Source organism: Deltaproteobacteria bacterium (assembly GCA_016178705.1).
In the GTDB taxonomy this organism is placed as follows: Bacteria; Desulfobacterota; Binatia; order HRBIN30; family JACQVA1; genus JACOST01.
In genome coordinates this window covers 230,499-254,320 of the sequence record JACOST010000030.1, presented here as the reverse complement: position 1 = coordinate 254,320, position 23,822 = coordinate 230,499, and the positions used below count along the sequence as shown (strand labels likewise).

Here is a 23,822-nt window from a genome sequence, read left to right as displayed (position 1 = left end):
AGCGAGCGAAGCGTAGGCAGCGCGAGAGCGCTCTCCGTGTAGGGGCGAGGCATGCCTCGCCCTGATCCCTCATGACTACGGATCGCATACTGATCACCGGCGCGGGTGCGTTGGGCTCGGTGTTTGGCGGCTACTTGCGGCGCGCCGGTGCGGCGGTGACGTTGCTGGGGCGGGCGCCGCACCTCGACGCGATCCGTAGCGGCGGCCTGCATATCAGTGGCATCTGGGGCGAGCATCATGCCGACGGGTTCGAGTTGTGCGAGCGCGCTGACGCGCTGAGCGGACGCTTCGCGACCATGCTGCTCGCCACCAAGTCGTACGACACCAGCGCGATGATCGGCGCGGTCGCTCCGTATCTCGAAGATGGCGGCGTGGTGATCTCGCTGCAAAACGGACTCGGCAATGTCGAAACCATCGAGGCCATCGTGTCGCCGGCGCGTACGCTCGGTGCGCGGGTGATCTTCGGCGCCGAGATCGTCGCGCTCGGCTCCGTGCGCGTCACAGTATACGCCGACAAGGTCTTGCTCGGCGCGCGGCGACCCGGAGCGAGTCCCGCGCTCGATCAGCGCGCGCGCGAGTGGGCGGCGCGCATCGACGCAGCCGGAATTCCCGCCGCCTACAGCGACGAGATCGAGGCGGCGCTGTGGGCCAAAGTCTTCTACAACGCCGCGCTCAATCCGCTCGGCGCCTTGCTCGGCGTGCCGTACGGGTTGCTGGCGCAACACGACGACACCCGGGCGCTGATGAATGCGGTGATCGACGAAGCCTTCGCGGTCGCCCGCGCCGAGGGCATTCACCTGCCGTGGCCGAGCGCGGCGGACTATCGCACGCTGTTCTATGATCGCTTGGTGCCGAGCACGTTCGATCATCGTTCGTCGATGTTGCAGGACCTGGAACGTGGCCGCCGCACCGAGATCGAGGCGATCAACGGCGAAGTCTGGCGCCGCGGCCGTGCCCACGGTATCGTCACGCCCGCCAACGAGACGCTCACACGACTCGTCCGCTATCGGGAGCAACGACCGTGACCGAACTCCACGTCACCACCACCAGCCGCGTCGCTATCGAAGCGCACGCCGCGGCCTGCTATCCGCACGAAGCCTGCGGCTTCGTCATCGATCGCAGCGGACGCGAGGAAGTGGTGTGCGTGAGCAACATCCAGAACCAGCGCCACGCCGCTGATCCGACGCTGCGCGACGCGCGCACGGCGTACACAATGGGAGCGGAAGCGGTGCCGATCCTCACCGGCCACGAACGCGGCGCGCTGGTGATCCGCGCGATCTTTCACTCGCATCCCGATCACGATGCCTACTTCTCCGCCGAGGACCGCAAACAAGCCACGGTGTGGGACGAGCCCAGCTACCCCGATGTCGGCCAGATCGTGGTCTCCGTGCGCAACGGCGAAGTGAAAGCGGCGAAGGCGTTCGCGTGGGACGCGGATGCTCGCGACTATGTCGAGGTACCGCTGACAGTATCCGACTGATCGGTCGGATCGGACCGATCGGATCGGGGCAAGCGCCTGCGCCCGAGCGGCGGCTATCGCACACTGCGCTCGTTTCAGGTGACGACAATCATCTACGATGCCACGGTCGCGTTCTGCGAGCGCTTCATCGACAAGCGAGCGCGCACGACAGACCAGATGGTTCAGGCGGCGCGCAGTGGCCGGCAGAACATCGCCGAGGGCAGCCGTGCCTCCGCGACCTCGAGCCAAACCGAGCTGCGCTTGGTGAACGTCACCCGCGCCAGCCTCGACGAGCTGCTGCTCGACTACGAAGATTTCCTGCGCCAGCGCGGCCTGCGGCAATGGGGCAAGGATGATCTGGAGTCGCGCGCGGTGCGCGAGGTGGGGAGACGGCATCGGACCGATCGGTCCGATGCCGCGCCATACGCCCGCTGGCTCACTCACGTCGACCCCAGCGTAGTCGCCAATGCGACGATCTGCCTGATCCACCAGGCCAACTACCTGCTCGATCAGCAGATCGCCGCCCTGGAGCGGGGGTTCATTCAAGCGGGCGGCTACAGCGAACGCCTGGCGGCGGCTCGCCTGGAACAGCGGCGAGGACGAGATCCGACCGATCCGCCGGATCGGTCGGATCCCCTTCCGCTCTGCCCGCTTTGCGGCAAGGTCATGGTCGTGCGCACTGCGCGCAAAGGTGAGCGCGCAGGTTCGCAATTTCTGGGCTGCTCGGGCTACCCCGAGTGCAAAGGCACGCAGAAGGTGGACGGATCGGACCGATCGGGCGGATCCGTCCGATCAAAGAAGTAAGCGCGCGTCCGCGGTTGAACCCAACGCCCCATGCATGTAGGCAGGGGCGCCGTTGGAACGACCGCGCATGATGCGATGGCTGCCGATTCTTGCTTCCGCTCTGCTCACGGTGCCGGCGCTGGTGCTGCGCTTCGGTGCTCTGCATACAGCGCCCGGGTTCGAGGCGGTGCTATTCGGCGTCGCCATTCTCGGCGCCGCGTTCTTGCTCACCTGGGCCGCTGAAGTCGCCCAGGTCGACATCTCGCAAGGTTTGGCGCTGGCGTTTCTCGCGCTGATCGCCGTATTGCCGGAGTACGCCGTCGATCTGTATTTCGCCTGGCGGGCCGCGCACCAACCCGAGTACACCGCCTACGCGACGGCCAACATGACCGGCGCGAATCGCTTGCTGATCGGGATCGCCTGGCCGTTGATCATCGGCCTGTACTGGTGGCGCGGCAGTGGGCGCGAGTTGGAGCTGCCGCGCAGCCGCTGCGTCGAGCTGGTGTTCCTCACCATCGCCACCGTGTACTCGTTTGTGATCCCACTGAAAGGCACCATCTCGCTGTTTGACATGGTGGTGTTGGTCGGCTGTTTTGTCGGCTACATGTGGCGCATCGCGCAGGGCGAAGTGGAAGAACCGGACCTGCTCGGCCCGGCGCAAGCGCTCGGCGAACTGCGTCCGGCGCTGCGCCGCACTGCTGTCGCTCTCTTCTTCGTGTTTGCCGCCATCGTGATCTTCGGCTCGGCGGAACGATTCGCCGAAGCGCTGATCCATGTCGGCAAGAACGCCGGCATCGATGAATTCCTGCTGGTGCAATGGTTGGCACCGCTGGCGTCGGAAGCGCCGGAGGTCGCGATCGCCTGCATCCTCACGCTGCGCGGCGACGCGCAGGCGGGCATGGGGGCGATGGTGTCGTCGAAGGTGAATCAGTGGACGCTGCTGGTCGGCACGCTGCCGCTGGTCTACAGCATCTCGGCCGGGACGCCGAGCGCGATTCATCTCGATCCGCGCCAGATCGAAGAGATCCTGCTGACCGCGTCGCAATCGTTGTTCGCGGTCGCGGTGCTCGCCAATCTCAAACTGACGCGGCGCGAAGGCGTCCTGCTGTTCGCCCTATTCGCGGCCCAGCTCTGCTTCCCCGACACTTCCGTCCGCTACGGCTTCTGCGCCGCGTACCTCCTGCTCGCGTTACTAACGCTGACGCGGCGAACGAAGGATCTGCCGGTGCTGTTTCGCGAGGGGCTGTTTCCCGGGCACTGAGCCGGTTCTTCAGGAGAGCAACTGATCGATCACGCGCACGAGTCGCAGTTTCGGCACCGCGCCGATCACTTGCTCGTGGACCCGTCCGTCTTTGAAGAACAGCAGATTAGGGATCGCGCGCACGGCGTAGCGCGTGGCGATGCGCGGGTTCTCTTCCGTGTTGACCGTCATCACCTTGAGCTTACCGGCGTATTCTTGCGCCAGGGTCTCGACGATCGGCGCGAGCGTCCGGCAGGCGCTACAGTGCGGGGCCCAAAAGTCGATCAGGACCGGTTGCGTCGAGTCGAGGACTTCGGCGTCGAACGCGTCGTCGGTAACCGCCCGCACTTCAGCCATGACGGCATCCGTCCCTAGGCGAAGGCGCGATCGATCGCTTTGACCAGGTGCGCCTTCGGCACCGCGCCGACGATCTGATCGTGCACTTTACCGCCTTTGAACACGATGAGGTTCGGGATGCCGCGCACGCCGTACTTCGAGGGGGTTTGCGGGTTGTCGTCGACGTTCATCTTGACGACCTTGAGCTTGCCCGCGTACTCGTTCGATAGCTCTTCGACGACCGGTCCAATGGCCTTGCACGGGCCGCACCAGGGCGCCCAGAAGTCGATCAGCACCGGTTGCGCCGATTGCAGCACTTCTTGGTCAAAGGTTGCGTCGCTGATTTCGAGTACGTTGGCCACTGTATCCTCCTGGCAGTTGTCGGCTGAGACCATAACCATGAGCCACCGCCGATTCAACCCTGCCCCACATGCGCCCGACTTGCACCCAGATACCGCTCCGTGCGATGGCGACCGGAGTGACGAGCGCGCGCGAAACAGAATCGCCAGCGAGGCGCCTGACGGCGGTGCTCCGACTCGTGCTGCTCGCGGTCGCGCTCGGGCTTGCCACGCTCGGCTATCGCGATCACTTCGTTCCGCAATCGCCCTGGTGGCGGTGGCTCACCGAAGTGATCGGCGGCTGCGTCGCGTTGACGTTCGCGTTCGCTGACGCACCGACACCGGCGGAGGCGCCAATGCGACGCCTGCTGCGCTGGACTGCTGGCGCGGTGGCGCTGCTGGCCCTCGCCGCATTGATCGTGTTGTTTCCGCAACCGGGTCGCGAGCTCGCAGCGGGGGTCGCGGCGATTGTCGCCGTGAAAGCGTTCTTCGTGGCGCGGTGGGTGCCGTTTGCGCACGACGACGTGGTCAACCTCAGCGGCGACGATGCGGTCGCGGCGACGCGCTGGAGCGCGTGGCGATGGAGCCTGGCAGGCGTTGCGGTTGCAGCGAACGTCGCGGCGATCACGGTCAACCCGACGCAGCACCTGGCGGCGTTTCTATTGTGGCTGGCAAGTCTGGCGCTGTTGGCCGTCGCGACGTGGTACCGCGCGGCGCAACCGATCGCGACCGACAACACGTGGCGGCGCACCGGCGGGCCGGAGCTGTCGCCGCGTGCGGCGGCGCTGGCGCTGCTCCTCATCCTGACGTTGGCGTTGGGGCTGCGCGTGATGGCGCTGCACGACGCGCCGGCAGCGATCGACCCCGACGAGGGCCGGCAAGGACGATCGGCGGAACGAATTTGGAAAGACGGTTTTCCCGACGCCTTCGGTTTGGGGTGGAACGTCTTCCCGCACCTCTCGTACATGGTCGAGTACAGCGGCGTGCAATTGCGTGGCACCAGCAACGCCAGCCTGCGCTTCTCGGCGGCGATGGTCGGCGTGCTGAGCTTGGTGCCGGTGTTCTTCTGGGCACGCCGCTGGTGGGGCAACATGATCGCGCTGCTGGCCGTGGCACTGTTGGCGATCAACCGCGATCACCTCGCGTTCAGTCGCGTGGCGCTGAACAACATTCAGCAAGTGCTGGTCGCCGCGTTGGTGTTGGCGGCGTTTGCGCGCTTGCTGCGGACGCGGCGCGCCCTCGATTGGGTGTGGTTCGGCTACGCCGTCGGGCTCGGCTTCCACACTTATCACGCGGCGAAGTTGTTCCCCGCCTTACTTGCCATCGCGGCCGTGCTGTTCGCCATCGGCATGCGCGGCTTCTGGCGGCGCTATCTCGGCGGCGCGCTGGTCGGCGCGCTCGCGTTTCTGCTGTGTACGGGTCCGCTCTTGGTCACCATGTATCGGCGTTGGGGCGAGTTTTACGGCGGCACCTCGAATCGCTTCGACACCGCGCAACTGGTCGATGCCTACCAGCGCGGCGACAGCGCCGGTGTGCGCAGTTATTTGGGCAGTCACGTCGGCGGCTGCTTGCTGTCGTTCATCAGCGTGCCGAGCATGTCGCCGGTGCTCGATGGGTTCGTGGCGGTGCTCTTCCTGCTCGGCGTCGGGTGGATGGCGTGGCGCTGGCGCGACCCACGCCACGTGGTGGTCGTGATCTGGCTGTTCGGCATCCTCGTGATCGGTGGGATGGTCACCGACTATCCGCCGTGGAAGCCGCGATTGATCGGCATGCTGCCGGTGGTGTGCCTGATCCCGGCTCTCACGATCGGCCGCATGCGAGCAGCGTTGTTCGAGTGGTCGCCGCGCTGGGCGGATGTGATCGGCGTTCCGTTGCTGTTGGTGTGGTTCATTGCGGCGCTGCACGCAAACTGGGTCAACTTCTTCGTCGACCTTCCCAACTTGCAGCGGGGCGACATCATGACCGAGATCTGTAACGCGATCGACGACACGCCGACGCCGGCGACGTTCTACATGGTCGGCGGCGCAGTGATGGCGGAGCCGAAAGTGGCGAGCAACGATTGCATGATCGCGCCCAACCCGGAGCGCACCCTGATTGACCTGCCCGACGATCCGCACGTGGTGCCGATTGCTCCCAGTAATCGTGGCACCGCGGTGCTGCTGGTCTCGTGGATGCAGCAGGAGCTGGTGCCGCTGATCTTCCACTACTATCCCGATGCGCAATACGAACTGATTCACGAGCAGCACGGGTATCCGGTGCTGCACAAATTCACGCTGCGCGGCGACGTGATCGAGCGGCGGCGCGGTTTGCGCGCCACCTATCGGTCGGCCAATCGCACATGGAGCGCGCCCGACGGCGTCGACGTGGCGCAATCGCCGCCGGATGCGACGCCGGCCGACTTTCCTCTCGACGTGACGTGGCGCGGCCAGATCTGGATCGCGACGCCCGGCCCGTACGCGTTTCGCGCGGGCGCCGCACCGCTGCGACTCGATGGCCGGCCGACCTCCGCCGAGTCGCCGCGCGATCTCGCCGCGGGCTGGCACACGATCGAGTTGCAAGCGCGTTTCGCTAATCCGACGGAACGGATCGCGCTCGACTGGCGCACCGGTGAGTCGCCGTGGGCGGCGGCTCCGCATGCCTCGTTGCATACGCATCCCGACACCCATGGATTGCTGGGGCGCTACTTCACGCATGAGATCACCGCCACCCCGATCACTGCGGCGCCCGACTATTCGCGCATTGATCCTGCCGTCAGTTTCGATTTCTACCAACAATTCGACGAACCGCCGGTGACGGGATTTGCGACACGTCCGTCGACGATGCAATGGACCGGCACAGTGGAACTGCCCGAAGGCGGCGCGCAAGCACTGCGCATTGAAGCCACTGGACCCACCGAGGTCTTCCTCAACGGCAACCGCGCGGCGAGCGCGCCGGGACGCGACGACGCCCAAGGGGTGACCGTCGAGTTGGGTAACCTCACGGGTCGAGTCCCGATTCTCGTGCGCAGCATGCGCTCAGCGACGGCGATCGAACAGTTTTGGAAACTCCGCCTCCTGTGGCGCACGCCGAGCGGCGCGTGGAGCGCGTTTGCGGACTATCGCCCGGAATGAGGAACATGATCGGGCACGCGACGAGGCGGTGAGCGTTCAGATGTCAGGTGCGCGCTCCGAGTGGGCGATCTTCTTGCTGATGAACGATCTCGATCAGCTCGGCGGGGCGAGCCAACTGTTGTGCACACTCGCGCTGCAACTGCAGCGAGCGGGGCATCGCGTTGCTGTGTACACCGAGTACCCGCCTCCGCCGGGCAACCGTTACGCCCGCGTGCTGCACGACGCCGCGATCCCGCTCAACGCGGAAGTTGACGACGTCCCCGACGTGAAGCCGTTGCTCGCCCTGCTGCTGCCCGCGCGGTTTGCGGTCGCGCTCGCCGGTGCGCTGCTGCGTCGCGGATCGTTTCGGTATTGTTGGCGCCGCAGCGGCGAGCGGCTGAGCCGCCTGCTCATTCGCTATCGCTTCAGTCGGCGTGCGCGTCGCGCATTCACCGCGGCGGTCGCCGCCGCGCGTCGCGACGGCCGCGGGGTGCTCGTCCACGTCCACCGCGGTGCCGCTGGCGTGCGCTGGGCGCACGCCCTACGCGTACCGGTGGTCTATTTGGAGAACAGTACTCCCACGTCGAGTGTGCGAAGCCATTGGTGGTTCGCCCTCGATCCGTCGCACGGATCGAATGCCGCGAAGGGGTGGCGAGCGCTGCGACGCGTGCGCGCGCACGTGGATCTCATCATCGTCAGCGCGCAGCGCGTTGCTCAGGCCGTGCGAGAACACGTGCAGTATCAGGGAGTGATCGCGATCCTCCCGTGGATGGTGGAGCAAGCCACCGTCGTAAGAACTTGGCCGGAGCGTTCGAGTGCACCGCCATCACTGGTGGTCGGCACAGCGGGGCGGTTGGAGAAAGAGAAGGGTCACGCGTTCTTCGTTCACGCGCTGCCGCGGGTGGCGCAGCAAACCGCGGCGCGGTTCGTCATCGCCGGCGACGGATCGCTGCGTTCAGAGTTGGAACGGCTCGCGACGCAGTTAGGTATCTGCGAGCAAGTCGAATTCCTCGGCGCCCAAGACAACGCCGGCATGGCGCGGTTTTGGGCCACGATTGATTTGTTCGTAATCCCGTCGCTGCTCGAAAGCTCGCCGCTGGTTGCGCTCGAGGCGATGGCGCGGCGCATCCCGGTGATCGCGACCGATGTTGGCGGTGTGAGTGAACTGCTCGACAACGGGCGCTGCGGGCGCGTCGTTCCGCCCTCCGATCACGCCGCCCTCGCCGACGCTATCGTTGAACTCGCGATCAATCCGGCGCGGCGCGCCGCGTTGGCGCAAGCTGGCTACGATCGCTTCGTGGCGGTGCACGCACCCGACGTTGCGTTTCCCGTCTGGTTGCAGGTTTATGCGCGCGTCCTAGATGATCAGGATTTGCCCGAGTCGTTGATCGTGGTGTCTTAGCGAAACTCCGACGGGGCGTGCGGGAGATCGCGCACGGCGCGCAACATGCCGGGCACTTCCAGGCTGCATGCGGCCGCGGCGAGTCCAAAGGCGACGGGCAACTCGTACCACGCGACACCGTAGTCGCCGGCACGCCGCAGGCAGTTCCAGCAACTGTGCAGCGTGCGCAGTACTACGAACAGCGGCACCGATAGCACTCCGAGGCGCGCCAGCCACGCGTACGGCAGGCGCGGATCGATACGGCGTACTCTGATCACTCCGTACCCCATGCTGCGGCGAATTTCTTTCTCCATCGCCCAGCCTTCATAGGCGTGCGTCACATGCATGCCCGGTTCGAAGAGGAACTGCCCGCCGTCGCGCGCAATGGCGTCGGATTGCAGCATCGACATGTGCGGTCCGGCAATCTCCGGCAGCGGATGCGCCAGTAAAACCGCTCGGCGGAAGCCGGCGTTGTTGATGGTCACATGTCGCGTCGGCGCGGTCCGACCTTCGTCGAGGAACGAGCGGGTGACCAGCGCCATCGCGCGCTCCAACAGACTCCGCCCCGCGTAACCGGTTCGACCGCTGACGACCGCAACGTCGGGATGCTCGCGCAGTGTGCTCACGAGGTGACGCAGCCAACCGGTCACGGGCGTGCAGTCGCCGTCGATCAACGCGACCAAATCGGCGGTCGCGGCCCGTGCCCCGACATTCTTCAGCTCATTGGCGGAGGCCGCCGGTGCGGCGACGATCCGGAGCGATGGCAAGATGCGTTGCAGATCGGGCGGAATCTGCAGTGCGATCTCGGTGGTCTCGACGAGTAGGAATTCAGTCGGTTCACGAAAGTCTTGCTGGGCGAGCCCGGCCAGCGTCGCACGCAGATCGTTCCACCCCGCGGCTTTGCCGCTGGCGTAATCGGAACTCACGACAACACTCACGACCGGCTGTGCCACAGATCCACCTGCCTCTTGAATAGCGCCGCAGTGTAGGTACTAGCGGGACGGAGTGCAACGGCGCAGACCGCGCGTCACGCGTGCTTGACACTCGGTGGGGCATTCCCTATCCGACCACAGATGACGCCGATCTCGCGATTGTTCCGTTGCTCTGATCGTCCACTCGCCCCTGGATCGCGCCACGAATCAGGCGCATCGGTTCTCCTGTTGTTGTTGGTGATCGTCTCCGCCGCGGCGTGCTCTCGTGTCCCGCCACCGATTCTGCCACCGCTGCCAATGGCAACGAACGTCTCATACGAACAGGTGCAGCCCATCCTCGAACGGCGCTGCGTGGTCTGTCATGGCTGCTACGACGCGCCCTGCCAGTTGCTGCTCTCCTCACCCACAGGGGTCGAGCGTGGCGCGAGCAAGGACGTCGTCTATCAAACGGAGCGCCTGACGGCGATGCAGCCTACGCGCCTGTTCATCGACGCACAGACCACGGCGCAGTGGCGCGAGCGCAGCTTCTTCTCGGTGTTGGGCAGCGCCGACGCACGGGATTCCGCGTCGCTGATGCGTCTGATGCTGGAGCTCGGGCGAGCGCACGCGTTTACTCCCGGCCAGAAGTTACCCGATTCGGTGCCGCTCGACATTGATCGCGCGCTCTCCTGCCCGCGAGCCACGGAGTTCGGCACGTACGTGCAGCAGCACCCGCGTGGCGGCATGCCCTACGGCATGGCTCGGCTGAGCGACGCGGAACTGGGCGCGCTGGGCGCGTTGGCCAGCGTCGGCGGCCTGCCCGCGCCCGTTGCGCGGCCGTTGCCGGCGGCGGCGATGGCGCAGGTCGCGCGTTGGGAAGCGTTCTTGAACGGAGACTCGCTCAAGCAACGCGTCGCGGCTCGCTATCTCTACGAGCACTGGTTCGTCGCCCACCTCTACTTCGACGATCTACCGACGGGGCCGTTCTTTCGCGTCGTGCGCTCCACCACGCCGCCCGGAGATCCGCTGAACGAGATCGCGAGCGTGCGGCCCTACGATGCGCCCGGCGCGGCGCGTTTCTGGTACCGCCTGCGCCCGATCGACGAGACGATCGTCCACAAGACCCACATCGTCTATCCGCTGAGCGATGCGCGGATGCGGCGGCTCTCCGCGCTCTTTCTCGACTCGGATTGGCAGCCGACGCGCTTTCCGAGTTATGAGCCTGCCGAGGCCTCCAATCCGTTCATCAGCTTCGACGAGATGCCGGCGCGTTCGCGCTACCAGTTCCTGCTCGATGACGCGCAGTACTTCGTCATGACGTTCATCCGCGGGCCGGTGTGCCGAGGGCAGGTAGCGGTCGATGTGATCGAGGACCATTTCTTCGTCTCCTTTCTCGATCCCGATCATGACCTGTCCGTCGTCGATGCGAGCTTCCTCGAACAGACCAAGCCGTATCTGAACCTTCCCGCCGAGCATCTGAGCCACCTCGTCCCCGGCGAGTTTTGGATTCAATACAACTACGAGCAACGCCGCTACCTCGACATTCGCGCGCGCTACTACGCCGCGGCGGATCCCAAGCGCCTGGGCCCCACGCTTGGCTTCATCTGGAACGGCGACGGTCACAATCCCAACGCGCAACTCACCGTCTTCCGGCACTTCGACAACGCCACCGTCGTGCGCGGATTCCTCGGCGCGATTCCAAAGACCGCGTGGGTGATGGACTTCCCCATCTTCGAGCGCGTCTACTACGACCTGGTGGCGGGCTACGACGTCTTCGGCAACGTGAGCCACCAGATCGGAACCCGTCTCTACATGGATCACCTACGCATGCAGGCGGAGAATCTCTTCTTGACGTTTCTGCCGGCGAATCGCCGTGAAGCGCTGCGTGCCTCGTGGTACGTCGGCGCGACGGACTCGCTTGACTACAAACGCGCCGATCGTCTCCACGACACCACGCGCGGGACGCAGATCCGGTTCACCTCGCGCGATGTGAAGGCGGAGTTTCTCGACATGATCGTGGCGCGCAATGCTGCGGTGTCGGGGCCGCCGGATCTCCTCAATCGCTGCGGCAAGCCGCCGTGCGACCGTCCCGGGGCTTCCACCGTCGAGAAACGCGCCGAGCGCGCGCTGCAACCGCTCACGGGCGTGCACGGTGCCTGGGTCGCCGAGCTGCCAGAGGTGGCCTTCCTGCGAGTGCGCTCCGGGCACGGTGATGGCCAAGATGCCATCAACAATGATGCGATCTACACGTTGGTGCACAATCGAGCGCACGACAACGTGGCGTTCATGTTCGACGAGAAGGAGCGGCTCGAACCGGCCGATGACACGCTCACCGTGGCGCGTGGATATCTCGGCAGCTACCCGAACTTCGTCTTCGACGTCGAGGTCGCGCAAATCGATGCATTCACGCAAGCGCTCGCCGCGGTTCAGAACGCTGCTGGCTTTGAGACGCTCGTCGAGCGCTGGGGCGTGCGTCGCACCAGTCCCAATCTATGGGCGACGATCGACTGGATGCACGCCGACTTCCGCCGCCGCGAGCCGACCGAGTTCGGCCTCTTCGATATCAACCGCTACAAGAACCTGTAGCGGCTGCATGGGTCGTCGCACTGAACGAAAAGAGTTTGAGTGGCCCAGGAGGGACTTGAACCCCCACGCGGTTGCCCGCGGCAGATTTTGAGTCTGCTGTGTCTGCCATTCCACCACTGGGCCATGTGCGGCGACGTCATACTGAACGCGGCACGATGAATCTCGGATTCCGCGAGCGCCGTCAAGCCCCCGTGCCGGGAGTATCCTAAGTCGAGTCCTTCCCCCGCCTCCTCTTCCAGAAATTGACGACGCTCGCGAGAATGATGAGCAGCAGAATCATCACAAAGGTGACCAGCCCAGTGATGGCGTTGAAACGAACGCCCATCGCATTCATGCGATAGTCGAATCCGTGGCCGCTGCGGATGTCGCTGACGAAACCCAGAAGAATGCCAAGGGTGACGTACAGAGCAAAACCGGCCGAGGCCGCACTGACGAGCCAGCTACGCACGCTCGATCGTTTCTTCGGCGTTTGCCGCATTGCTGTTGCTAGACCGTGCTTACACCCGTGCTCCGGGGCCGTCACTGCTGTCCCTGCTGCGGCGGCGGCTCTTTGGGTTCGAGGAAGGTCTTGCCCGGTTCCTTCACTTCGCTGTTGAGCACGGCTTGGTGCTGGCGCACTTTGGCGGCGGCTTCGCCGGCGAGGCGGCGCAAGTTCGGGTCAGTCTCTGCCTGCGCCAATTGGGTCAGCGGTTCGAGCGACTCCGGCGACCCGATTTCTCCGAGCGCGAAGATCGCCGTGCCGCGCATCGGTGAGTCGAGATCGCGCCGCAGGTACTCGACGATCGGCTGCGCCGCCCGCGCGTCACCGATCTTGCCGAGGGCAGCCAGGATGCGCTGCTTCATCAGTGGATCGGTGTCGCTGCGGAAGAGCTGTTGCACCAGCACCAACGTCGCATCCTCGGCGCGCATGTTGCCAAGGATGTCGACCGCCTTGGCTTGCACGCGCATGTCGGGATCACCGGCGGCTTGAATCAAGTAGGGGATCGCCTTCTTCTCTTTGCTCTCGCCCAGAGCCTTCACGCCCGCGAGTCGGACGTCGGGGTCGGGGCTGTCGAGTTTCTTGATCAGATCTTCGAGCTTGGTGCTGCCCTTGGTTTGCTTCTCGTAGCGGTCGCGTACCTGCTTCGACGAAATCTGCGCGGCGGCTGGCGTGGCCACGAGCGTGAGGGTCAAGATCAACAACCATCCCGCGGGAATCGTACTGCGATGCAGCATTGTGGAAACTCTCACGGACTCGCGGTCCGCGAAATCCGTCAGTTGTGAGGGGCCGGGCTCGGGTTGATGCGCACCATGATCCAGTCAGCCATCTGATGCACGGTGTACGGCGGCGCGCGCAGGGCGCTCAGCTCGACACCCAGTTGCAGCCGGCCGTTGGTGCGTGCGATGTGGATCTGGCTGACGAGCGTATCGGTGCCGGGAAAGGTTTGTGCCGCCAGATCCTCGCCACCACCAGGTCCCTCGACCTCAACGATGATCTGCGCCGGGTCGGCGTCGCCGCCTTCGACGTGTGAAGTGACGCTCTCGGGTATGCGCGAGAGCTTGAAGAAGACGCCGCGCTGATTGTCGGCGTTGGTGATCTCGAACGAATTGACCGCCAGCGGTACCGCCAGACTCGCTAACGGATCGGGCTTGTCGCCGGCATCGCCGAATAGTTTCTGATGCGCGCAGCCGGCAGTGAGCGCAAGACACGCCACCAGCAGCCATCCGCGACCTACGCGCCAAATTGAAGTACCAACCATGCCTTGTGGAGATAGCCGAACCCCGCGGGGCGCGCAAACCATGAGATCGCGGCCCCCACCGCCTTCACGGGCTGTGCGGCGTATTGGCGGGGACAACGAGGTCGCTTGGGAACGGCGTGACTTGCGCGAGCTGGCGCGCGAAGACTTCGGGATCAACCGTCGGCAACGCGCACACATAGTGCTCGCAGACGTATGCCGTCGGCATGCCCTTGATGGCAGTCTTTTGCGCCACCCACGGAATCAACGCACGTTGCGCGTCTGGCTCCACGCCCTCCGTCACGATCGTCAGCGCGCGATTCGGGACGTAGGTGCGCCGTAGCGGCGCGCGCAGCGCGCCGACGTCGTGGCCGGATGGTACGACGATGACGATCTCTTTCGCGTGGTCGAGTTGGAAGTCGACCGCACCGAGCATCAACGGCAGCGATGCGGGACCGCGCTGCAGCACACCAGCGAAGGCGCGCAGACTCTGCTCGGCAAGCGCGCGATCACGCGCAGCGGTGGTGAACTCGGCGAGCCGCATCAGATTCAGCACTGCCATCGAGTTGCCCGCCGGTTCGGCGCCGTCGTAGGCGGGTTTGGTGCGCGCCAGCAGCGACTCGTGATCGACACCAGTGAGAAAAAATCCGCCGCCGTCATGATCGAGAAACCGCTGCTCCAGTTGTCCCTGCAGAGCGATCGCCTGCTCCAGCCGCTTGGGCTCGAAGGTCGCTTCGTAGAGATCGAGCAAACCGGCCGCGACGAACGCGTAGTCGTCGAGATAGCCGTCGCCGGTGGCCACGCCGTCGTTGACGCTGCGGCGCAAGCGTTCACCGTCGCGGAGGGATGTGAGCACGAAGTCCGCCGCCAGTTGCGCCACGCGCGCATAGGCGGGCTCGCCGAGCACCTGCGCGGCGCGGGCGAAGGCGCCGATCATCAGCCCGTTCCACGCGGCCAGCACCTTGGTGTCGGTGTGCGGCGGCACACGCTTCAAACGGGCTTGGTAGAGATCGGCGCGCGCCGCGTCGAGCTGGGTTGCGGCCGCCTGCGGATCGATCTGAAGACTCGCGGCAACTTCAGCGAGCGGGCGAGGCGTGTGGAGGATGGTCGCGCCGTGGAAGTTTCCGGCCGCGGTGACATCGTAGTACGCGGTGATCAAGCGTGCGCGCGTTGGACCCAGCACCGCCTCGATCTGTGTCGGCGTCCAGGCGAAGTACTTGCCTTCTTCGCCCTCGCTGTCGGCATCGGATGCGGAATAGAAGCCGCCGCCCGGCGCGGTCATCTCGCGCTCGACATAGCACAAGGTTTCGCGGGCGATGCGCGCGAAGTCCTCTCGACCGGTGACTTGGTACGCGTCGAGGTACACGCGCACCAGCAGCGCGTTGTCGTACAGCATCTTCTCGAAGTGCGGCACGCGCCAGCGCGCGTCGGTGGCGTAGCGATGGAAGCCGCCGCCGATGTGATCGTAGATGCCGCCGGCGCCCATAACGTCTAGCGTTGTGACGACCATGTTCAGCGCGGCCGCGTCGCCGCTGCGGCGGTGGTAGCGCAGCAGGAAATCCAACTCGACCGGACGCGGAAACTTCGGCGCGCCGCCGAACCCGCCGTTGGTCGCATCGAACGTGCGCTGAAAGTACGCGAACGCATCGCGCAGCACCGCCGCGGTGGGCAGAGCGCTGCCCGGTGACGGCACCGCGCTGAGCGCAATCGCGGCGGTGATCTGACCAGCCGCTGCGGCGACCTTGTCCGGCTGCTGGTGATAGAGATCGTTGAGCTGTTGCAGCAGCGGGAGAAACCCGCGTCCAGCGCCGCGCTCACCGTCGCGCGGCGGGAAATACGTTCCTCCGTAGAACGGCTGACGATCCGGCGTCAGCCACACAGTCATCGGCCAACCGCCGCCACCGGTGAGCGTCTGCACGGCGGCCATGTAGATGCCATCGATGTCGGGGCGTTGCTCGCGATCCACTTTGATCGCGATGTAGTGCTCGTTGAGGTAGCGGGCGATTTCCTCGTTCTCGAACGATTCCTCTTCCATCACATGGCACCAGTGACAGGTCGAGTAGCCGACGCTGAGCAGCACCGGCTTGCCCTCGCGCCGTGCGGTATCGAACGCTTCGTCACCCCACGGGTACCAGTTCACCGGGTTGTGCGCGTGTTGAATCAGGTACGGGCTGCTTTCGAGAATGAGCCGGTTGGTATACTTCGGCGCGCCGTCGGCGGTGAGATGACGCGTGCGCGGCTTGTAGCTCGGGCCCTTCGCGGTCAACGCCTGCTGCAGTTGTATCTTCAACTCGGTTGGAAACGGCGGCGCACCAGGGAGAGTATCGCCCCAAACGCGAACGGGCAGCGTGAGCACCGCCAGCAAACACATGAGGCGCCCGCGGAGTCGCCGCACGGTCTTCATGTCGCGCACCATGCCACTCGGGCTTGAACCAAAGCAACGTGCGGCATAACGGTGAGCCATGCCGGGCGATCGCACAGACGCGGAGGAGTTTTGGATCGACGTTGGCGGCACGTTCACCGACTGCGTTGCGCGCGCACTCGACGGAACAATTCGCACGCACAAGCTGCTGAGCAGCGGCGGGTACACGGGCGAGGTGGGGGCGGGGTCGACGCGCGAGTGCATCGTTGACCGGCAACGACGCAGCGATCCGGCGGAGTTCTTCGTTGGCTATCGGCTGACGGTGACGCCGTCGGCCGATGCGCCGAGAGATCGTTCGCCTGCGGCTCAGGATGACAGTCCCTCACGCGTTGTCGGCTTTGATTGCCACAGCGGAACGCTACGCCTCGATCCGCCGCTCGCGGTCGCGCCGATGCCGGGCACGCGCTACGAGTTGCGCTCGGGCGAGCCGGCGCCGATCACCGGCATTCGCTGGTTGATGGGCAAGCGGCTCGACGACACAATCGGCCGCGTCATCGTCAAGCTCGGCACGACGCGTGGCACCAACGCGTTGCTCGAACGGCAGGGGGCGCCGGTGGCATTGGTGACGACGCGCGGCTTTGCTGACGTACTCCGGATCGCCGAACAGAACCGGCCGCGTCTCTTCGACCTGCACATCCGCAAACCGGCCGATCTCTACCGCGAGGTAATTGAAGTCGATGAACGTCTCGACGCGGCCGGCACGGTGCTCAGCGCGATCGATCACTCTGCCGTGCGCGCCGCGCTGGCCGACGTGCGAGGGCGCGGGATCGATGCTCTCGCGGTCTGCCTGCTGCACTCGTATCGCAATCCGATCCACGAAATCGCGATCGATGCGATCGCGCGTGAGATCGGCTTCACGCAGATCTCGCTGTCATCACGGCTGTCGCCGCTGCAGAAGATCGTGGCTCGCGGCGACACCACTGTGGTCGATGCCTACCTCACCCCAATTGTCCGCGCGTATGTCGCTGAGATTCGCGCCAGGCTGCCCGACAACGCGACGCTGAAACTGATGACGAGCGCCGGTGGCTTGATCGACGCGGCGCAGTTCGTCGGCAAGGACAGCGTTCTGTCGGGGCCGGCCGGCGGTGTCGTCGGCCAAGCCTTCGTTGCTCGGCGGGCGGGGTTCACGCACGCCATCGGCTTCGACATGGGGGGCACGAGCACCGATGTCAGCCGCTTCGATGGCGAGTACGAGCGGCGCTTCGAAATGGAAGTGAACGATCCCGAGTCGGACGCGGGGGTGCGCATCGTTGCGCCGATGCTGGCAATCGAAACAGTCGCCGCGGGCGGCGGCTCGCTGTGTTGGTTCGACGGCCAGAAGCCGGTCGTCGGCCCGCGCAGCGCCGGCGCTGATCCCGGTCCGGCGTGCTACGGGCGTGGCGGGCCGCTGGCGATCACCGACGCGAATCTTCTTCTCGGCCGGATTCTTCCCGATCACTTCGCGTTTCCGCTTGATCGCGCGGCCGTCGAACGGCGCCTCGACGCATTGATCGCCGCGATCGAGCAGGCCACCGGTCAGCGCTACAGCCGCGACGCCCTCGCTGCCGGCTTCGTCACGATTGCCAACGCCAACATGGCGGCGGCGATTCGCAAAGTCTCACTGGCGCGCGGCTACGACGTGCGCGAGTACGTGCTGGTCAGTTTCGGCGGTGCGGGCGCACAACACGCCTGCGCCATCGCGCGCGAGTTGGGCATCCGGCGCGTGCTGCTGCACCCGTACGCGGGCGTGCTGAGCGCGTTCGGCATCGGCATGGCGGATGTGAAGCGGCTCTCCGCGCGCGATGTGAGTCAGGCGTACGGTGAAGAGACCCTTGCCGCTATCGAGCCGACGTTTCGTGCAACAGAAGACGAGCTGCGTGGGGCGGTGCGCGCCGAAGGCGTCGCCGCCGACGCGATCACCGCGGCTCGCTCGCTCGATCTGCGTTACGCCGGGCAGAGCAGCGAGATCACGGTACCGCGGCCGAATGATGACGACTACGCGGCAGCGTTCGAGCGGCGGCACCGGCAGCGCTACGGCTTCATGTTTGCGGGGCGTGGCATCGAGATCGTCGCCGCGCGCGTCGAGGTCACCGGCGAAACGCCGAAGCCGCCGGATGCAACGCGTCCGGTCACGCCGCGCCGCCCGCAACCGTCGCAGATGATGCGCACGTTCTTCGATGGCGCGTGGCACGACACGGCGGTGTTCGAGCGCGCCGCATTGCACGCCGGCGACTCCATCGATGGCCCGGCCATCGTCGTCGAGCCGATCAGCACTATCGTCGTTGAGCCGGGTTGGACGGCGGAGGTCAGTGAGCGTGATAACATCGTCCTCACCGACAGTCTCGTCCGCGTGCGCCCTCACCCCAACCCTCTCCGAGAGGGAGAGGGAGCAGACGGCCGGAACGTCGAGACACCCGACGCGATCACGCTTGAACTGTTCAACAACCGATTCACCGCGATCGCTGAACAGATGGGCGCGACGCTGCAGCGCACGTCGCTCTCGACCAACGTCAAGGAGCGACTGGATTTCTCCTGCGCGATTTTCACTGCGGCCGGCGAACTGGTGGTCAACGCCCCGCACATCCCCGTTCACTTAGGCGCAATGAGCGACTGCGTGAAGGCGCTCATCGACAGCTTCCCCGACCTGCGGCCGGGCGACGTGCTGGTTACCAATGACCCGTATCGTGGCGGCAGTCACTTGCCTGACGTGACCGTCGTCACGCCGGTGTTCGACGAGGCGGGGCGCGGTCTGCTGTTCTTCACCGTGAGTCGTGCACACCATGCGGAGATTGGCGGCATCGTGCCGGGATCGATGCCGCCATTCTCGCGCACGCTGGCGGAGGAGGGCGTGGTCATCCGCCACTTCCGGCTGGTGCAGGGCGAGCGCTCCAGCGAAGCGGCGCTCCGTGAGTTGCTCAGCTCCGGGCCGTACCCATCACGCGCGGTGGATGAGAACGTCGCCGACATCAATGCACAGGCCGCGGCGAATCAGACCGGGGTGCAGCAACTCCTCGCGCTGGTCGAGCGCTACGGACTCGCGACCGTGACCGCGTACATGGGGCACATGCAGCAGCTCGCCGAGGCGAAGATGCGCGCGGCGTTGGCTCGACTGCCGCCTGGGGTGCACGGTTTCACTGATCAACTCGACGACGGCTCGCCGATTACGGTCATCATTACGATTCGCCACGGCGCGCGCGGCGGCGAGGCGACTGTGGACTTTACAGGCACCGGACCCGTGATCGACGGCAACCTCAACGCCAACGTCGCGATAGTGAAGAGCGCCGTGCTGTATTGCTTTCGTTGCCTGATTGATGCGGCGCTCGGTGAACCCGCGGATATTCCGCTGAACGCCGGAGTGCTCGCGCCGGTGTCGCTGATCGTGCCGTTGGGCTGTCTGCTCAATCCGCCGGCGCATGAAGATCCGGCGCGCTGCGCCGCGGTCGGCGGCGGCAACGTCGAGACCAGTCAGCGCGTGGTCGATGTAATCTTCGGCGCGCTCGGTACCGTGGCGGCGAGTCAAGGGACGATGAACAATCTGACTTTTGGATCCAACCGATTCGGTTACTACGAGACCATTGGTGGCGGAGCGGGCGCGGGTGCCGGCTTCGACGGTGCCGACGCGATCCACACCCACATGACCAATACGCGGCTGACCGACCCGGAGGTGTTGGAAGCCCGTTATCCGGTGCGGCTGCGCCGTTTCGCGATCCGGCGGAACTCGGGTGGTGCGGGGTGTCATCGCGGCGGCGACGGCATCGTGCGCAAGATCGAATTCCTCGCGCCGCTGGAAGTGTCGCTGCTCACCGGCCGGCGAACATCCGCGCCGTACGGCATGGCAGGCGGCGCGCCCGGTGCACGCGGCCGCAATCGTCTGCGCCGTGCGGACGCAGCGGATTGGCAAGAGCTAGGCTGGGCCGCGCAGATCCACGTCGAGCCTGGTGATGTCGTGTTGATCGAAACCCCTGGCGGTGGTGGGTACGGACGGGGGTGAAGAAGAGGTTACGCGGCCTTCGCGTTGGGGTTGAAGTACGCCGCGCCGCCGGGACCGAACTCGCGGCCCACCGCGCGGCGCAGGTCGTCGCCGGAGAACGGAAACTCGCGCGCCGCGCGCATGACTTGCTGCCGGAACTCAACCAGGTTGAGCGTGCTCTGCCACATCAGCGCGAATGTCACGGCGACGTTGGCGGGATCGGCGCGGACGCGACTGATCACGCGGAACGCGTCGCCTTTGGGGAGATTGAGGTCGACTAAAATCACATCGGGCCGCACCATCGGCACGAGACCGAGAGCCTGCTTGCCGTCGAACGCTACGGAAGTTGCACAGCCGAGACGCGTCAGAATGCTGCGCAGTTCGGTCGTGAGATCGAGCGCGTCACTCACCACCAGCAGTCGCTGCGACGCGCTCGGGCGTTCGAGCAACCGCGTCACGCACAGATTGGGTTCAAAGGGCGGTGGGAAGAAATCCACCATGCCGAGTATCAAACCGCGCGCGCCGTCTGCGCAGTACGCCAGCGCCCACGGATTCTCGATGCCCCAGGCCGTCGAGTTTGCGAGCGTCGCCAGTGGGTCTGCGCTTTGAGCGAGTAGGTTGATCGCCAGCAGACGCCGGCCGCCGGAAGTCCCATTGAGCGGCTCGCGCACCACGCTGTAGCGCGCGTAGTTGAACTTCTCGACCACGGCACGCACAACATCCTGCAAGGGCGGCTGGTCCTCGACGTGCAAGATCGTGAGACGCTCGCCGTTCGTGTTTGGTGCCGCGACGACGTGCGGCGCGGGGTCAGGAGATACGGCGACCAAGCGAGGCGGCGGGGGCGGTTCGGCGCGGGAGGGGACACCCGGCTCCGCGCTCGGCGCCGGTTGAGCTGGCTTGGCCGCGCCCGCGCGCCGACGCAAGCCATCGAGCGCGTCCTGCAACTGCTCCTTGAGCGAATTGAGCCCGGCGACTTCCGCCGCGACATCGGTCAGGTCGGTCTCCAACGCCGCCACTCGGCGCACGAGAGCTGCCGTTTCCGATTCCGTTTCCTCGGCGGCAGGGCGCGGAGCCGGTGCGGTCACCGCAGCGCCGCAGCCGTGGCAGAAACGGGCGCCTCGTACATTCGATCGGCCGCAACCACCGCAAACCGGCACGGCGGTGAGGTCGTTGCCGCACTCACCGCAGAAGGCGGCATCGGATGGATTGTCTTGGCCACAGGACAGGCAACTCATGGGGTCGGGTTGATTCGCTCACTCTCTCTCGCAACCCGAGTGGCATCGATCGCCGACGGGGGCAGCAGTGATTGTCGGCAAGAGCCCACAACCAGGTACAAAGCAAGGCACATACCACGGCATCGTCAGCTCCGGCCTCACGCCATGCCGGCTCAATGTGACGTGAATGGACATTTCGCGGCACCGGATTCGACGTGTGAGTGACAGCTAAGTCGAGCGAGGTCGGGCGGCGCAGAGTGTTTTGGTGCAAGATCTGTCGGAGCCGCTCGCCTGGCTCCGACCGATCAACGTACAACCGCGATCAAGATTGCGGGGTGATGGCGGTTAGGAGGTTGCTCCCGCGACCGACGCCGATAGCTTCTTACCGATGGTGGTGTCGTCGACCTGGGCGCCCAAGCGCTGCATGAGCACCGGGTACGACTCGACTTGGGGAACGGTCTTCATCTCAGGCAGCGGCGGGATCTTCTGCATCGCCTTCTCGATGTAGGGCGCCAATTCCGCCGCCTTGCGTTGGGCGCGCGCATCGTGGCGCTCTTTGAAGCCGGGCTGCACGCGCCGGTTGAACAGTTCGAGCGCTTCGCAGATGTGTTCGTGGCGGTTGTTGCCGCCCTGCTGAATGAAGATCACCTGGTCGACGCCGATGTCCTCATACTGCTGCATCGAGGCGCGCACTTCGTCGGGGCTGCCAATGGCCCCGGTGGGCCCGCCCCAGGTGGCGGGATTGGAGGCCCGCTTGAAGTCATCCCACACGTTGAACCGGCCGGGCGCGTGCGTGCCGGTGACGTAGTAGTGGCTGAGCGCGTAGCCGAAGAAGCGGAATCCTTCGAGACCGCGGCGCAGCGCCTCGTTGCTGTCTTCGTGGCACATAAGGCCGGTGACCATGGCGATGTTGGGATTCACGGTGCGGCCGATGGGCTCGCACTCGTTCTTGAACGTGATGTAGTACTCGTCGACCCAGTACTTCGCTTCACTCGGATCGACGAAGGCGAACGTCAACGCGCCGATGCCGAGGCGCGCGGCCATCTTGATGGTGTCGCGATTCGAACACGCCACCCACAGCGGTGGGTGCGGTTTCTGCACCGGCTTCGGCACGATGTTGCGGTGCGGCATCGAGAAGTATTTACCCTCATAGCCGGGATAGGGATTGGAGGCGATCATCTTGGCGGTCTCCCGCACCGCCTCCAACCACATGTCGCGCTTCTCCATGTAGTCGATGCCGAAGCCTTCGAGTTCGAGGCGCGCGCTCGACTCGCCGGTGCCCCACTCGACGCGGCCGTCGCTGACCAGATCGAGCGTCGCGATGCGCTCGGCGACGCGCGCCGGATGATTGTAGTTCGGCGGCATGAGGGTGATGCCGTGGCCCAAGCGAATCCGTTTGGTGCGCTGACTGCATGCGGCGAGGAAGACTTCGGGGGCGGAGGAGTGCGAGTACTCTTCGAGAAAGTGATGTTCGACTTCCCAGGCGAAGTCGATCCCGAGCCGGTCGGCCAACTCGACTTGATCGAGCGCATCCTTGAAGAGCTTGTGCTCGTCGCCATCGTTCCACGGGCGCGGGAGTTGGTGTTCGTAGAAAATGCCGAATTGCATCACGCTCTCCTTCGATGCTTGTCCCTCACCCTTTGGGGGAGGGTTGGGGTGAGGGCACTCGGCGGTCGCCGCGTGGTTTTGGTGCGGCGCGCCGTCATCAAGGCGGGGACACCGCCGAGTGTGAATTGCACCAAGCCGAGAATGAGATGTGGGCGCTGTGCCGCGCGCTCGTGCGGGGGAAGCTCGAGGTAACGCAGCACAGTGCCCACGGTTAGCGCCGAGATCAGCTCAGCTGCCAACTCCGCCGCGGAACTGTGGCCGGGCGCGAGACCGAGATGTCGATAGTCCTCAGCCAGGCGCGCAATCCAGTCCCGATGAGTATCTTGCAGATACGCGCGCACGCGTTTGTCGTCGCTCTCGCGTTCGCGCACGAAGATGCGGAAGAGGTCGCCGTTTTCTTCAGCGACCCGGAAGGTGGTCTCGTACGAATGGCGGGCGACGTCCGCCGGGGTGCGACCGCTGCGCGGCGTATGGGCCTCGCGGATCATCGCTTGGAAGGCGTCGGTGTGCTGTCGGAGCACCGCCAGGAACAGATCCGTCTTGTCGCCGAATTGATGGTAGAACGAGCCCACCGACACACCCGCCGGTCGCAGGATGTCTTCGGTGAGACTGACGCCCGCGAGGCCTTTGCGCCCGAATGCCTCACGACCGACCGCGAGCAGGCGCGCGCGGGTCAGCTCACGCGACTCGCTGCGCTTGGTTGAGAGGCGGACCGCCGTTGCTCCACGCATCGTCGCGTAGAATAGTTGTTCTAGAACTCTCAGTCTAGAGGGCTGGTTCCAACGACCCGA

General features: G+C 65.5%; 18 protein-coding genes and 1 tRNA gene. 8 read left to right on the top strand and 11 right to left on the bottom strand.

Annotated elements, in window-relative coordinates:
- Window positions 1–71: 71 nt before the first annotated feature.
- The 4 genes from HYR72_22115 (at window position 72) to HYR72_22100 (ending at window position 3,503) form a co-directional block, all read left to right on the top strand.
- Entirely contained in the window at window positions 72–1,025 is a 954-nt protein-coding gene (locus tag HYR72_22115; GenBank protein ID MBI1817682.1) for a ketopantoate reductase family protein, read from the top strand.
- On the top strand, window positions 1,022–1,480 hold the full coding sequence (locus HYR72_22110) for a Mov34/MPN/PAD-1 family protein (protein MBI1817681.1): 459 nt from the start codon (window positions 1,022–1,024) through the stop codon (window positions 1,478–1,480). The genes HYR72_22115 and HYR72_22110 overlap by 4 nt, the downstream gene beginning before the upstream one ends.
- A gap of 36 nt (window positions 1,481–1,516) precedes the next feature.
- Window positions 1,517–2,263 (top strand): four helix bundle protein, encoded by a 747-nt coding sequence (locus HYR72_22105; GenBank protein MBI1817680.1) that lies wholly within the window; start codon window positions 1,517–1,519, stop codon window positions 2,261–2,263.
- A 67-nt stretch (window positions 2,264–2,330) separates the two neighbouring features.
- The gene (locus HYR72_22100; protein ID MBI1817679.1) at window positions 2,331–3,503 is read left to right on the top strand and encodes a sodium:calcium antiporter; all 1,173 of its coding nucleotides are present in this window, start codon (window positions 2,331–2,333) and stop codon (window positions 3,501–3,503) included.
- A gap of 9 nt (window positions 3,504–3,512) precedes the next feature.
- On the opposite strand, the gene trxA (HYR72_22095) is transcribed toward HYR72_22100, so the two are convergent.
- Together trxA (HYR72_22095) and trxA (HYR72_22090) are read right to left on the bottom strand one after the other, a co-directional pair.
- Entirely contained in the window at window positions 3,513–3,839 is a 327-nt protein-coding gene (gene trxA, locus HYR72_22095; protein MBI1817678.1) for a thioredoxin, read from the bottom strand.
- Between the two features lie 14 nt (window positions 3,840–3,853).
- Window positions 3,854–4,213, bottom strand: a complete 360-nt coding sequence (gene trxA / locus HYR72_22090) for a thioredoxin (protein MBI1817677.1) — start codon at window positions 4,211–4,213, stop codon at window positions 3,854–3,856.
- Window positions 4,214–4,284: 71 nt separating this feature from the next.
- Between trxA (HYR72_22090) and HYR72_22085 the strand changes: the two genes are divergently transcribed.
- The gene (locus tag HYR72_22085; protein MBI1817676.1) at window positions 4,285–7,266 is read left to right on the top strand and encodes a glycosyltransferase family 39 protein; all 2,982 of its coding nucleotides are present in this window, start codon (window positions 4,285–4,287) and stop codon (window positions 7,264–7,266) included.
- 40 nt (window positions 7,267–7,306) lie between these two features.
- Window positions 7,307–8,647, top strand: coding sequence for a glycosyltransferase family 4 protein (locus tag HYR72_22080; protein ID MBI1817675.1), 1,341 nt, complete (start codon window positions 7,307–7,309; stop codon window positions 8,645–8,647).
- Here HYR72_22080 and HYR72_22075 read toward each other — a convergent pair.
- Entirely contained in the window at window positions 8,644–9,552 is a 909-nt protein-coding gene (locus HYR72_22075) for a glycosyltransferase (GenBank protein MBI1817674.1), read from the bottom strand. The genes HYR72_22080 and HYR72_22075 overlap by 4 nt on opposite strands.
- A gap of 303 nt (window positions 9,553–9,855) precedes the next feature.
- On the opposite strand from HYR72_22075, the gene HYR72_22070 reads away from it, so the two are divergent.
- Entirely contained in the window at window positions 9,856–12,123 is a 2,268-nt protein-coding gene (locus HYR72_22070; protein MBI1817673.1) for a fatty acid cis/trans isomerase, read from the top strand.
- Between the two features lie 40 nt (window positions 12,124–12,163).
- Here the strand turns inward: HYR72_22070 and HYR72_22065 are convergent.
- The 5 genes from HYR72_22065 to HYR72_22045 all read right to left on the bottom strand — a co-directional run bounded on the left by HYR72_22065 (window position 12,164) and on the right by HYR72_22045 (window position 16,209).
- Window positions 12,164–12,246, bottom strand: a tRNA-Leu gene (locus HYR72_22065).
- A gap of 82 nt (window positions 12,247–12,328) precedes the next feature.
- The gene (locus HYR72_22060) at window positions 12,329–12,571 is read right to left on the bottom strand and encodes a hypothetical protein (GenBank protein ID MBI1817672.1); all 243 of its coding nucleotides are present in this window, start codon (window positions 12,569–12,571) and stop codon (window positions 12,329–12,331) included.
- Between the two features lie 71 nt (window positions 12,572–12,642).
- Window positions 12,643–13,353, bottom strand: a complete 711-nt coding sequence (locus HYR72_22055) for a HEAT repeat domain-containing protein (protein MBI1817671.1) — start codon at window positions 13,351–13,353, stop codon at window positions 12,643–12,645.
- A 23-nt stretch (window positions 13,354–13,376) separates the two neighbouring features.
- Window positions 13,377–13,817 (bottom strand): hypothetical protein, encoded by a 441-nt coding sequence (locus HYR72_22050; protein ID MBI1817670.1) that lies wholly within the window; start codon window positions 13,815–13,817, stop codon window positions 13,377–13,379.
- Between the two features lie 109 nt (window positions 13,818–13,926).
- On the bottom strand, window positions 13,927–16,209 hold the full coding sequence (locus HYR72_22045; GenBank protein ID MBI1817669.1) for a thioredoxin domain-containing protein: 2,283 nt from the start codon (window positions 16,207–16,209) through the stop codon (window positions 13,927–13,929).
- Window positions 16,210–16,300: 91 nt separating this feature from the next.
- On the opposite strand from HYR72_22045, the gene HYR72_22040 reads away from it, so the two are divergent.
- Complete coding sequence (locus HYR72_22040; protein MBI1817668.1) at window positions 16,301–20,230, top strand: hydantoinase B/oxoprolinase family protein; 3,930 nt, start codon at window positions 16,301–16,303, stop codon at window positions 20,228–20,230.
- A gap of 8 nt (window positions 20,231–20,238) precedes the next feature.
- Here the strand turns inward: HYR72_22040 and HYR72_22035 are convergent, their stop codons facing one another.
- From HYR72_22035 to HYR72_22025, 3 genes are all read right to left on the bottom strand, one after another.
- Window positions 20,239–21,444: a response regulator gene (locus HYR72_22035; protein MBI1817667.1), complete on the bottom strand. Its 1,206-nt coding sequence runs from the start codon at window positions 21,442–21,444 to the stop codon at window positions 20,239–20,241.
- 324 nt (window positions 21,445–21,768) lie between these two features.
- Complete coding sequence (locus tag HYR72_22030; GenBank protein ID MBI1817666.1) at window positions 21,769–23,031, bottom strand: LLM class flavin-dependent oxidoreductase; 1,263 nt, start codon at window positions 23,029–23,031, stop codon at window positions 21,769–21,771.
- Window positions 23,031–23,762, bottom strand: a complete 732-nt coding sequence (locus HYR72_22025) for a TetR/AcrR family transcriptional regulator (protein MBI1817665.1) — start codon at window positions 23,760–23,762, stop codon at window positions 23,031–23,033. Before HYR72_22025 ends, HYR72_22030 begins: the two co-directional genes overlap by 1 nt.
- Window positions 23,763–23,822: the final 60 nt, after the last annotated feature.